Source organism: Desulfobacca acetoxidans DSM 11109, assembly GCF_000195295.1.
GTDB lineage: Bacteria > Desulfobacterota > Desulfobaccia > Desulfobaccales > Desulfobaccaceae > Desulfobacca > Desulfobacca acetoxidans.
In genome coordinates this window covers 617,825-630,778 of record NC_015388.1, presented here as the reverse complement: position 1 = coordinate 630,778, position 12,954 = coordinate 617,825, and the positions used below count along the sequence as shown (strand labels likewise).

Here is a 12,954-nt window from a genome sequence, read left to right as displayed (position 1 = left end):
TTCCTTCCACTATACGGCTCAGGGCGTCGATTACCCGCAGTCTAGCGGGCCAGGCAGCTTTCGAAGCAGGTCTTGGAGAAATCTCCCGATAATTTGACGGCATAGTCTCCATTGAAACAGGCAAGGCAGAAGTTCTCTTCGTTCACCCGGGTGGCCGCCGCCATTCCCGGCAGGCTTATATACCCGAGATAATCCAGCCCCAGATAATCGCGGATCTCCGCTACCGTTTTATGGGCGGCGATGAGTTCGCCTTTGCTGGAAAAATCAATGCCGTAATAACAGGGGTAGCGAGTAGGGGGGCAGCTCACCACCATACTCACTGCTTTGGCCCCAGCCTCCCGCAGGGTCTTGACCCGGATACGGGAGGTAGTACCCCGGATAATGGAATCCTCTACAACCACAACGCGTTTCCCCTGAAGCAACTCCCGCACCGGATTGAGCTTTACCCGCACCGAAAAGTCCCGCATACTTTGAGAGGGCTGGATAAAGGTGCGGCCGACGTAATGATTGCGGATCACCCCCATTTCGAACGGAATGCCCAGGCCCTCGGCATAGCCCAAACCGGCATAGGTGCCTGAATCCGGAAAAGGCATTGCCAGATCGGCAGCCAGCGGATGTTCTTGAGCCAATCGGAGTCCTAAACGTTTTCTGATCTGATAGACGTTGTGGCCAAAAATGAGGCTGTCCGGCCTGGCGAAATAGATAAACTCGAAGATGCAGAATTTCTTGGGGGCCGGCGGCAGATTTTTAAAGGAGGTGAGGCCGTTTTCATCAAAGACGACGATTTCTCCCGGCTCCACATCCCGCAGATATTCGGCCTGCACTAGATCCAGGGCGCAGGTTTCCGAGGCCAGCACCAGGGCGCCGTTGAGTTGGCCGAGGCAGAGGGGTCGGAAACCATGGGGGTCGCGGACGCCGATGACCTTGTCTTTTGTGGCCAGGATCAGGGAATAGGCGCCGCGCACTTCTTTCAGGGCCTCGGTCAGGGCCTCCACCAAGCCTTTCTGAAAATGCCGCGCCATGAGGTGAACAATGACCTCGGTATCCATGGTGGACTGAAAGATGGAACCTTCTTTCTCAAGGCGGCGGCGGATCTCCGTGGCATTCACTAAATTGCCATTGTGACCGATAGCGAGGGTTTCACCCCCATGGTGCACCACGAACGGTTGCGCGTTCCTCAAGAGGGTAGAGCCGGTGGTAGAATAGCGCACATGACCGATGGCCAGGTGCCCCTTTAGGGTGTCCAGTACCGTTTGGTTAAAGACTTCCGGCGCCAAACCCAATCCTTGGTGAAACCGCACCCGGAAACCGTCGCCGGAGACGATGCCACAGGATTCCTGCCCGCGGTGCTGCAGGGCGTAGAGGCCGAAATACGCCAGACGCGCCGCTTCCGGGTGGCCATAGATGCCGAAAATACCACAGTATTCTTTAATCCGGCTTTTATCCGGAGGAAATAGTGGGGTTGGCTGAAATAAGTTCATAATTGCTGTGAATAATTCACCTTCCCGCCCCCGGCTCTGTGGCGGACGGGATGTGCTCGTCTCCCAAATCGGAAGGCGGGAGGCGCTTGGCTTTCCCGCCCTATATTTTCTATGAATTTACCAGGATTTAAAAATTTGACAATACTTTTTCGACCGGACGATATTCTTCGTAAGGATATCGGGGCAGGTTGACGATCAATTGCCGTAGCCTGACCTTGATGCTGGCAATTTGCGCCATAATTGCCTTAAGGCCGGTTGTTTACTCTTTAGAGGTAGCCAGGATGCGTCTTATGGTCTCGCCATAGGTTCTGGCGCTGATCGGTTTCATGAGATACTCTTTGATGCCGATTTTTCTCATTTCGGCCGCTACGGTGATATCGCTGTAGCCGCTGCACAAAATTATAGGCAGATCAGCCCGCCGTTGCAAGATTTTGCGCGATAATTCCAGTCCGGTTAAATGGGGCATGGTCAGGTCGGTGATCACCAGGTCGAAAGCGTCAGGGTTGGCTTGAAAAATCTTCAGGGCCTCCTGACTGTTAGTAACGGCGGTAACCTGATATCCTAACCGCTGGAGAAGCTGCTGCACCAGATCGGCGATCGGCGGCTCATCATCGACGACTAGAATCCGTTCCTGACCTCGGGGGATGCTTGCGGCGTAATCCAGCCTGGGGACGCTAGTGCCTTTCCAGTGGGGAAGATAGATCTGAAAGGTCGATCCCCGACCCGGCTCGGAATACACTACAATGGCCCCGTTCAGGTGCATGACGATGCCATGAATCACTGAAAGTCCCAGACCGGTGCCTTCCCCTGGTTTCTTGGTGGTGAAGTATGGTTCGAAGATTCTGTCCTTGACCCAGGCATCCATGCCTTGCCCCGTGTCCCGGACGGTGAGCTTGACATAGGAACCTTCCTGCAACTGGGGAATTGTCTGGATGGGTTCGTTCCTGAGTAGGATGTTGGTTAAAGACACCCGCAAAATACCGCCACGCTCCTGCATGGCCTGGTAGGCGTTGGTACACAGGTTCATGACCACCTGATAAATCTGGGCCGGGTCGGCCCATACCATATCATCGCCATTTTTAGCATCCAAATGAGCCTGTATCTCGATCGTTGTAGGAATCGAAGGGCGCAGGAATTTGAGTGCTTCCTGAACCACGAGGGAAACTTGCACGGGTTTTTGCTTCTCCTCGCTCTGGCGGCTGAAGGTGAGAATCTGCCGCACCAGGTCGCGGGCCCGGTTACCCGCCTGGATGACCGCCTCCAGGTTTTTCCTAATCTGTTCCTGATCGGGTTCTAAATCCAGGCCAAGCAGGCTCAATTCCGTATACCCTAATAAGGCCGCCAGGATATTATTAAAATCATGGGCGATGCCGCCGGCCAGGGTGCCGATGGCCTCCATCTTTTGAGTCTGTCGCAACTGTGCTTCAAGTTTGACCCGGTTTTCCTCTTCCTGTTTGAGATCAGTGATGTCGACGCTCATGCAGATAAATTCTTTGGAACCCTGCTCAACCGGTATAGAAAAGATGGTAGCTTTGGCAATGCCCTGGTGTCCCGCGGGATTATGAAAAACAAACTCTTGGGGGCCGTAGGGCAGGCCGGTCCGGTCCACCTCCGCTAAGATCATCTTCAGATTCTGTCTGCCGTTTTTATCGGTCAGGAGATCATCGAAGATATCAGCCACGCCGTTTATTTCAGGGCGGCCAAAGATGGCTTCGGCCGCCTTGTTCCAGAACAACATCCTGCCTTGGCGATCGAACCCCTGGATGGCGACGTTGGGCGCGTAGCTAAAGATGGCATGCAGCCTGGCCTCGGTCTGGCGCCGTTCTTCCTCTGCCAGCCGATTCTTTTCGGTCAGATAGATGCCGTGAATAGCAAAGGCAAGGTCTCCGGCCACTTCTTGGAACAATGATTGCTCCTCCACATCCCCGAGCATAGCTTGGGGCAACGCCACTCCCATAAGGCCGTATGGTTCGCCGGCTATTTCCAATCGGGTAATAAAAGCCCCTTCTTTCTCATAGTATTGACGCAGTGGACAGGTCGGACAGGAGTCAGCTAGAACTGACAAAATCGTTAACCCTGGTTGGTGAAAGAACCCGATACACCCCGGCCTCAGTCGCTGTTCCAGAAGTTCCAGCATCTCTCGGTCGCGTTCTGCGGATCCGGCGGTAGCGGTTTTGAAAATCTCAAGATCGGAGTCTAAGAGAAAAATCCAGGCCTGGTGATAGCCCCGGGTTTCTACCAGCAGACGGCAGGCCTGTTGGATAAGCCGGTCCAGGTCCTGTTCCCGGACGATCAACTGGTTGACGTTGCGCACGGCGCGCAAGACGGCGTTGAGGTGGGCGATGCGTTTCTGGGCCTGGCTCTTATAGAGGGCGATTTCTATGGCTGTATGTAGACTCTGATCCTCAAAAGGCTTGAGGATGTAGCCGAAAGGTTCGGTGACCTTGGCCCGCTCGAGGGTAGCTGCATCGGCATAGGCGGTAAGAAAGATTACGGGGGTCTGGTGGCGGGTCTGGATGACTTCTGCGGCTTCAATACCGTTCATCTTTCCCTGCAAAACAATATCCATCAGCACCAGGTCGGGGTTAAACTCAGCGGTCTTGGCCAATACCTCTGCTCCGGAGGAGACCATGCCCACAACCTGGTAGCCGAATTTCTCGAGGGTCCGGCGGATATCCTCGGCGACGATGGCCTCATCTTCGGCGATGAGGATTCTCTTTTTATCCATGGTCTTTTGCCTTGCATCTGATGGAAAATTCGGTTCCGTTGGTTTGATCCAGCCCAACCAACCCTTCAAGTTGTCCCGTTAATAATTGCACTAAGCGGAGTCCTAAAGAGGTGGTGTTACGAATGTCCAGGTCTGGGGGGAGTCCCACTCCGTCGTCCCGTACCACGAGCTCAATCTCCTGATCAGAGGTTTTTTGGACGGTGATACACACCACGCCCCTCCGTCCTTCCGGAAAGGCGTATTTAAGGGCATTGGAAACCAGTTCGTTGATAATCAGACCGAACGATAGAGCCTGGTCCACCTCTAAGTTCAGTTCCTCAGCCTCCAACTGCAAGGTTATCTGCTGCGGATCGATCTGGAAAGACCGACGCAGACCCTGGATCAGGGTCTCGAGGTAGGAGCTAAAATTGATCCGGGCCAGGTCGGGGGATTGATAGAGCATCTCATGCACCAAAGCCATGGAGCGGATGCGGTTCTGGCTCTCCTGGAAAACATTCTGCACTTCGGGGTTGACGACCTTGCCGGATTGCAGTCGGAGCAGGCTGGAGATGATCTGCATATTATTTTTTACCCGGTGGTGGATCTCTTTAAGCAGCACTTCTTTTTCGCACAGTGAATCCCGGAGCCGCTTTTCAGCCAGCTTTTTTTCAGTGATATCAATGGATATACCGACTACTGCAGTGATCTCCCCTCTGTCATTGCGCAAGGGGAACTTGATGGTTTGAAAAGAATAGGTTTCGCCTGCTATAACGAATACCTCTTCCGATTGTTTGGGTTGTCCACTGCTGATAACGTTCCAGTCATGTTCTCTGAGAGGTATGGCAATGGCTGGGGGATAGACATCATGCAGGTTGCGACCCTTCACCTCAGCCAAGCTTTTCCCGGTAAAGGCCTCCCAGGCCGGGTTGACCATAATATAATCACTGTCCCTGTTCTTGACATAAATAGGGACCGGAGCGTGGTTCAGAATCGAATGCAAAAATTCCTCGGTCTGGCGCAGGTTCTCCTCCGCCCTTTTGCGGTCGGTGATATCTCTGAGGGTGGCCAGGACCGAAATTTCTGAGATATGCGGGTTGGTCAGCGGCGTCAAGATATAGTTATAATATTTCATGCCGTGCAAGGTGGATAAGCTGATTTCGCCCTCACGTGAGCGTCCGCTTTGCCCGACCTGGGCAATGCCCTGGGCCAGGCGCCGCCCGTTTGCCGCCAAAAGCCGGGATTCCTGGATTTTTTCAACTGCCAGAGACTCTTGGTCGATTCCCCAGGCCTTGCCCGCCGCTCGATTGGCATATAAACATCGGCCCTCTTTGTCGAAACGATAGATCTGATCCGGGGTAGCCGAGAGGATGGCATCCAGCTTCTGCGCCTGTTCGGCTTCCAGCAGGGCCGTCTGGAGTAGAAATTCCAGATGTTGTCGCCGCCACAATAGGACCAGAGCCAGGCCGGCGGCCAGGATCATGACTCCCGCCAGACTGGCGCTGCCCAAGGCATAGTTATGCAATCCGGCGAAGATCTCCTGCCGGTCTTCTTTGGCAACCAAAAACCAGGGAGAACCGGGAATCCGCCGCATTACCGCCAATACCGGGATATTGCGGTAATCCCGGCCCCAGATAACGCCCTCCCGACCTGACGCTGCCAGGCCGGCAGGAAAATCCGGGGCTCCGATCGGCAGCCAAAGGGAGTAGGAGGCAAATTTGATGTGCCGAGGTTCATTGAGAAAAACTACGTCATCACCCTCCCACCGGCAGAGCAGTGTCTCCGCCGAAGTGCTGGGAACGGGCCAGGTCTGAATCATAGGAAAAAGAGACTTGCTGGGATCTATGCGAAAAAGGATCATTCCTTGGACGATGGTCTGGTCCCCCTGCCGCTCCAGGATGGGCGCCAGGAGACTGAGAGCCAAAGACTCAATTGCCGGGTTCCAGTAAAAGTCGGAAAAGAGCACCTGTGGTTTTTTAATTACCTCGGCAATCAGTTCCCGATCGCATGGATAGAGATCAGCCGATTCTTCCGATGACGCCAGAAGAGGTTTGCCCCGATGGTCCAGGAGGACGACGCTGTGGCAATGGTTGGCATCTTTAATGGCCAGCAGCCACTTGACAACGTCCGCCTGACACGGCAGGGGCTGCTGAAATCTGATCAAATGCTGCAAATGCTGCCTCAAAAATGGACTGGCGGAGAAAACCCGGGCGCCGTTTTCAAGCTCTTGACGCCAACGGACGATCTCCTCCACCTTTAGATTGCCTACAGCCTGCAATTCATCAACTTTTACTTTCTCCAGTTGGCGTTTCTGATTCCGGTAAAAATCGTAGCCCGCCCCGACTATAGCCAGAGAAAAAATCAGGAATACCGCCATCAGAGTCAGAGAATAATTTTTCTTGCGACGTGGCGCGGACATTTAAGATATCCTATGGACTGACCTTGAAGACCAGATGAAATTCAGCTCCATGGTCCCGATTGAGGGCTAAAGTTCCGTTCAGTGGCTTCATCAAAAGGCAGGGATCATATAAAAAATCGGGTTTTGAGGTATTGGGCCAGTTCCGCGGTCCGCTCCTGCACCCGCTCCTCCAGGGAATTGTAGACCAATCTAGCCTGGGCCATATTTTTTCTTTGTATTTCAGCCTGTTTGATCGTTGTCTGGCTGCCGCCTGGTGATATGTATAAGAGTGTCGAGTCCCGAGTTTTGAGAAGGGATACTAATATTGTCTCAAAGAATGTCGATTTACCGCTTGTAGCGCCGAATCTGGTATTCGCCCCGGAATGTGGGTGAACCCAGGGCTTACCCCTACAGGGACATTTTCTGGCCTTTTAATCTCGCATCTCCAAACCCGAAACTTGAAATTATTATCGGTAATTTTGATAGATTCGAATAAGAAAGTAAACAAATTTTAACGGTTATGATAATCTGAGCTCAGAGCCTCGATCTCATGATTTGGGGAAAGGCCTTCCTGTCTCTATAAAAATAGGCGGACTTGCGTCTGCCAGCGGCTTTGGTTTCCGACCGAAGAATCTGAGGATCATAACATGTGGTATGCTTGGCTGGGGCGGATGTTCCCCAGGAGATTTGACTGGCTCCAGGTAGAGGTGACGTCGCATTGCAATGCTCGGTGCGCCTACTGCCCCCATACGGTCTTTCGCAGTACCTGGACTAGCCGTCATCTTTCTTTAACGACCTTTCGGAATTTGGCGCCAGATCTGAAAAAAGTAAATCTGGTTTTTCTCCAGGGGTGGGGAGAGCCTTTTCTGCATCCTGATTTTTTCCACTTTGTTTCTCTGGCCAAAGAGGCTGGCTGCCGGGTGGGGGCTACCACTAACGGTACGCTTCTGACCGGGGAAAACATCAATCGCGTCGTTGAGTCAGGAATAGATCTGTTGGCCTTCTCACTCGCCGGGGTGGGAGAAGCTCATGATTTTTGGCGGGCGGGCGCCGGTTTTCAGCAGGTCCGGGAGGCGATCGCGGCGCTTCAGGATCGCAGGCGCCGTTTAGGAAAGAGCACTCCTCACGTCCATATCGCCTATCTCCTGCTCCGATCCGGCCTAGGGGAGCTGGAAAGACTGCCCGCCGCGCTCCGGGGGCTGGATATCGGCCAGGTGGTCATCAGCACCCTCGACCTGGTGCCATCCCCGGAGCTGGAGGAAGAATCGTTAGCTGGCCTCTCGCCTCGGGAATCCGCCGATATCATTGCCCGCCTCCAGAAAGTGGCCGAGACCGGTCTACCGGTCTATTTTCCCCGACACCCGGCTGGAGTGCAGAAAGCGGCCTGCCCGGAAAACGTCCTGCGGGCGGCAGTCATATCTGCAACCGGGGACGTATCTCCGTGCGTCTTTACCAACATCCCGGCTACCGGCGCCGTGCATTACCTGCATGGTCGACCATATCCCCTGCAGCCTTTGTGCTTCGGCAATGTGCAGGATGTGTCTTTTCGAGAGATCTGGCGCCAGCCGACGTATGCCAGCTTCCGCCGATCTTTTGAGGCCGGCGTGCTGGCCGAACCTTGCCGTCACTGTCTCAAACTCATCGGTTCGGAGGATTAATACCGATTCGCCGCCAACCGTAGATTCTACCTATAGGCGCGAATCTCGTATTCCCCCGTATCTTCCGCTGCACCGGCTAGAAAGCCTGTGCTACCGGTAAAAAATTGTTCTAATTGGCAAGTGGTAGGAAAAAGCCGGGGACGATTGATCTTCATGATATAATGACAGATATCTTTATTATGAGAAGGGTTGGAATCTTGCTATGGATTTAGCGGCCTGGGGCCTGGATAGATTGGATTGGAAGTTTTTTGCCGGCATCCTCAATATTGTCATCATCGATATCATTCTGGCCGGTGACAACGCCGTGGTGATTGCTATGGCGGTGCGTTCCCTGCCCCGGAGACAGCGGCAATGGGGAATCATCCTGGGCGCCGGGGCGGCGGTGCTGTTGCGGGTAGTGCTGACTTTCTTTGTGGCCAAGCTCCTGACGGTTGAATTCATCAAACTGGCGGGCGGGGCGCTCATTGCCTGGATTGCCGTCAAGCTCTTTGTGGAGGGGGCGCCGGAACAGGCTGACAAGGAGGCCAAGACCCTGATTCAGGCCATGTGGCTCATTGTGGTGGCGGATATCACCATGAGTACCGACAACGTTCTGGCGGTAGCCGGCGCCTCGCACGGCAACCTCTTTCTGCTGCTCTTCGGCCTGGCCCTTTCGATCCCGTTTGTGGTTTTTACCAGCAACCTCTTATCGATGCTTATGGACCGCTATCCCATCATTATTTATCTCGGGGCGGCGATCCTGGGCCGGGTGGCGGCCGAAATGATTTTTACCGATCCTTTAGTCGAGAGTTGGTTGATGCCGCCGACCTGGTTCAGATACGCCATGGAGGCGCTCTTTGCCTTGGGGGTTATTGTCGTGGGCAAGCTATGGCTCTGGTATAGTTTTCGAAAGGCCGAGAAGGCGGCGGTAGTCCTTAACGGCTGTGTTCCAGTTGAACAATCAGGAAAGGAGGAGTGAGCATGGCGATTCTGGCAGTTTCCCGGGAGTATGGCAGCGGCGGTCGGGAGATCGGCCGGCGCCTGGCGGCGCGGCTGGGATATGCATATGTGGATAAAGAACGTCTGTTTCAGGATTTAGACCACCGCGGGAAACGCTGGGGGCGGGCGGCGCGAGAATTGGACGAAGTCTGCCCGACCCTCTGGGAGCGCCATGATTGGCAGTATCAAGGGTACATATCCCTGGTGGAGTCCCTGATCCTGGACTACGCCGTCCAAGACCGGGTGGTGCTCATCGGGCGGGGCGCCGTCATACTGCTCCAGGGGGTTCCCTTCTGCCTGAAGGTACGTTTGACCGCACCGCTGGAAGTCCGGGTGGAACGCGTCATGTTAGAGGAGAGTCTTGACCGGGAGGCGGCGGCACAACTCATAACCCGGGTGGATCAGGACCGCGCCTGCTACCTGCAGACCAATTACAGCAAGGTTTGGAATGACGCGGGCAATTACGACCTGGTCCTTAACACCGGCAGGTTGGGCTATGATCAGACGGTGGAGCTGTTGCTCGCGGCGCTGGCCGAAAAAGAGAGCCTGGCAACTCCTGGTGCGAGGGATCGGCTGGCTGACCTGGCCCTGGCCTGCCGCCTCAAAGCGCGTCTGGCTACTGATTCACGGATATTGGCGCCTACCTTGAAGGTCCGCCTTGATGACGGCGGCGCCATCATCGTCTCCGGAGTCATCCACACCCCCAAGGAAATGCAGTTGGTGCAGGAAATTGCCGGCGAAGTCTGCGGATCGAAGGCCTTGCAGTTTGATCTTAAACGCCGGTAGCAATTTATAAAATCCTCATGTTCCGAGGAACCCAACGAAGCATAAAAACAGAACCGTGGCTGCTGCTCACAATAATGCTTTTTCGGCTCACTGCCCACCGTCCACTGTTTTCATAAATTTTCGTTTAATCCAACGTTTCACCTCAAAGGCGCCAGCGCCGATGGGAATGTCCCGCCGCGATCGCCGCCATAACCCCCAAGCCAGAAATAGAAAAATAAAGTCCGGCAGCCAGGGGGCCAATCCGGGGGGAATAATGGCGTGCTGGCCCAACCGCCAGGCTGCGGTGAGCAACAGATAGTAGAGCAGAAAGATGACCAGCCCCATGATGAGCCCCACCGCCCGACCCTTGATTTGAGTTGAGATGCCTAACGGCATGGCGATCAGGATCATGATGCAGGCCCCCACGGGCAGGGAAAACCGGCGGTTGAGTTCAACGAGCAGTTTGTTGTAATCCAGGGTTCCGGGTTTGTGCTGCGCTAGGGCCTGACGGAGTTCGCCGAGGAACATCTCATCTTCGGATTTCGGTTTGGGGACGAACTTAAACAATTCCAGAGGCACCTGGTATGTTTCAAATTCGATGCTATGAAATGAGGTGGCATCTTCTGACAGCCGCAGGACCCGACCCTGAAACAACTGCATGATCAGACGTTCCGACTTCAGATCGAAGAGCAGCAGGGCCTTATCGGCAGCGATAGTAATCGGCACCTGGGGATCGCGGTCATCGGAGAGAAAAACGCCCTCCATGGGTCCCCCGGAGGTGGGGACGCGATTCACAAAGAGGACTACATGCTCGAAGTCGTTATTAAAAACCTGTTCTCGAATCCCGAGATCAGCCCGCCGTTTCGTAACCTCCGAGAGAAGGCGCCGCATCTCTTGATTGCCCCAGGGAGTAGCATAAAGGGAGAAGAAAAGCGCGGTGCTGGAAATCACTAGAGCGAAGGCCAGTATCGGCGGCAAGAGCTGCAGGACACTGACGCCGCTGGTTTTCAGCGCCATGATCTCGTTGTCATTGGAGAGGCGGAGAAAGGTGATCAGCACTGCAATCATCGCCGCCATCGGTACGGTGAAGAGGAGCAGATAGGGCAGCAGCAGCACGCAGAATTTGCCGATATCAATGAGACTGACGCCCTTGGTGATGATCATCTGCATCACCCGGGTTATCCGGCCCATAAAGACAATAACGGTAATAGCCAGCAGACCGACGGCAAAGATGTCCCAGCATTCGCGCCAGAGATGGCGGTAGATGATCAGCGGCCAATGAATACGGTAGAAAGGAGCAGTCAAGCGGTTCATGGGCTGACTGCCAGCAGATATTTTTTCCATGGAGTTAGAATTCTCAGCGGCTTCGAATAAACCGCCTGAAAGGTCGGCAGCTCCTCAGGACTGATGAGCAGAAAAAACCGATGGCGGCGGTGCAGCAGTTCGCTCAACTCCGCTTCCGTGTTCAGGTAATACGGGTTGTGAGGAGACTGCCTGATGCCAAAATCCAGCTCCCCCCGTATCTTATATAGATAAAATGGCTGGCCGGTGTAGAATGACAGGCCCTGCGAATACAACTGGTAGCCCAACAGGATACCCTCAGGAGGCATATGGGAATTAATCACCTGAGCTGCCTGGCGCGGGGAGCGGATTTCACTGAGGCGCTCGCTGCCCATCATCAGGATGACGTTGAGTACGAGTGCGGCGGCCAACAAGAGGCGGCAACGGCCTCGGGGTGAGAATGGTTTCAGCAACAACAGGGTGGGTGTTGCCGCCAGGGTCAGGGTGAACAACCAGAGCAACGGCGCCAGATAAGCAATTTTATCCCATGCCTTGGGCAGTAGGGGCGGCAACCCCGCCAAGAGAACGATTAGCAGAACCGCCAGACCGAACCAGAGCCACAGTGTCAAGCGCCAGGCGCTGCCGTCAGGGTCAGGATTGGAGGAGGCCAGGGCTCGGCCTAGCATTATCGCCGCCGGTGGCAGGGCAGGCAGGACATAGGACGGCAGCTTGGCCCGGGAGAGAGAAAAAAAGATTACAATGACCCCAAACCAGCAGACAAGAAACATTCTGTCGGCAAAAAAATGCTCCGGAGCCCTCTCACCGGATTGTGTCAGCCAGGCCCAGGGCAGTAGAAAGGTCCAGGGGAGACAGCCTACCAGCAGCACCCCCAGATAATAATACACCGGCTGACCGGCGTGAATGCGCGGTGTCAGAAAACGCTGCAAGTTCTCCTGCAGGAAAAAATAGCTTATAAATTCCGGATTTTTCAAGGATACGAGGATATACCAGGGAAGCACCAGGGCCAGAAAAATCAGCATTCCGCCGGGATGCCAGAGCTGGACAATACCCCGCCATTGTTTTTGACTCAACAACCAGGCCAGGAAGATCAGGCCGGGTAATATCACCGCCACCGGGCCTTTGCTCAAGACTGCCAGCCCGAGACAGCCATAGGCCCAGGGGAGGTATCGACGCACCTTATCCCTGATGGCCAGATAGCCCAGTACAATCCCCCAGGTCATAAAACAGGTCAGGGTCATATCCAGGGTAAGGATGCGGCCCAGGATAAGATAGCCGAGGCTGGTGGCTGTTACGGCAGCGGAGATAACCGCAGTGGACGTATCCCATATTCTGGCGGTGAGCCAATATACCGCAGCCAGGCCACCGACGGCGCTCAGGGCCGGGATGGTGCGGGCGGCCCATTCGTTCAGACCCCCCCAACTCAGGCACAGAGACGTGAGCCAGTAGACGAGGGGCGGTTTTTCCAGGTAGGGCAGAAAATTGAGCTGCGGAGTGATGAGATCTCCCGTCACCAGCATCTCTCGGGCGATCTCGGCATAGCGTCCTTCATCGGGGTCCATCAGGCCGGGGACGCCCAGGCGGAAAAAGAAGAGCAAAGTCAGCAAACCCAACCCAAAAAGATGAGATTGAAGAAGCTGGCGGATCAGGGAAGGTGAATTGGTCATGGGC

General features: G+C 54.8%; 8 protein-coding genes. 3 read left to right on the top strand and 5 right to left on the bottom strand.

Translation table 11 applies throughout. The annotated features are described in order from the left end of the window. Positions 1 to 41 precede the first annotated feature (41 nt). The 3 genes from purF to DESAC_RS14940 all read right to left on the bottom strand — a co-directional run bounded on the left by purF (position 42) and on the right by DESAC_RS14940 (position 6,604). Positions 42 to 1,481: an amidophosphoribosyltransferase gene (gene purF, locus DESAC_RS02580; protein WP_013705518.1), complete on the bottom strand. Its 1,440-nt coding sequence runs from the start codon at positions 1,479 to 1,481 to the stop codon at positions 42 to 44. 259 nt (positions 1,482 to 1,740) lie between these two features. Continuing rightward, positions 1,741 to 4,209, bottom strand: a complete 2,469-nt coding sequence (locus DESAC_RS14945; RefSeq protein ID WP_013705516.1) for a response regulator — start codon at positions 4,207 to 4,209, stop codon at positions 1,741 to 1,743. Beyond that, on the bottom strand, positions 4,202 to 6,604 hold the full coding sequence (locus tag DESAC_RS14940; protein ID WP_013705515.1) for a sensor histidine kinase: 2,403 nt from the start codon (positions 6,602 to 6,604) through the stop codon (positions 4,202 to 4,204). Before DESAC_RS14940 ends, DESAC_RS14945 begins: the two co-directional genes overlap by 8 nt. 626 nt (positions 6,605 to 7,230) lie before the next feature. On the opposite strand from DESAC_RS14940, the gene DESAC_RS02565 reads away from it, so the two are divergent. The 3 genes from DESAC_RS02565 (at position 7,231) to DESAC_RS02555 (ending at position 10,005) form a co-directional block, all read left to right on the top strand. Then, positions 7,231 to 8,241 carry a radical SAM protein gene (locus DESAC_RS02565; protein WP_013705514.1) on the top strand — a complete coding sequence of 337 codons (1,011 nt, stop codon included), beginning with the start codon at positions 7,231 to 7,233 and terminating at the stop codon, positions 8,239 to 8,241. Positions 8,242 to 8,443: 202 nt separating this feature from the next. Next, positions 8,444 to 9,199 (top strand): TerC family protein, encoded by a 756-nt coding sequence (locus tag DESAC_RS02560; protein WP_013705513.1) that lies wholly within the window; start codon positions 8,444 to 8,446, stop codon positions 9,197 to 9,199. A 2-nt stretch (positions 9,200 to 9,201) separates the two neighbouring features. Further along, a complete protein-coding gene (locus DESAC_RS02555; RefSeq protein WP_013705512.1) occupies positions 9,202 to 10,005 on the top strand; it encodes a cytidylate kinase family protein in 804 nt (267 codons plus the stop codon). A gap of 87 nt (positions 10,006 to 10,092) precedes the next feature. Here the strand turns inward: DESAC_RS02555 and lptF are convergent, their stop codons facing one another. Both lptF and DESAC_RS14935 read right to left on the bottom strand, forming a co-directional pair. Beyond that, positions 10,093 to 11,328 carry an LPS export ABC transporter permease LptF gene (lptF, locus tag DESAC_RS02550; RefSeq protein WP_083800176.1) on the bottom strand — a complete coding sequence of 412 codons (1,236 nt, stop codon included), beginning with the start codon at positions 11,326 to 11,328 and terminating at the stop codon, positions 10,093 to 10,095. Then, entirely contained in the window at positions 11,295 to 12,950 is a 1,656-nt protein-coding gene (locus tag DESAC_RS14935) for a glycosyltransferase family 39 protein (RefSeq protein ID WP_052301874.1), read from the bottom strand. Before DESAC_RS14935 ends, lptF begins: the two co-directional genes overlap by 34 nt. Between the last annotated feature and the right edge of the window lie 4 nt (positions 12,951 to 12,954).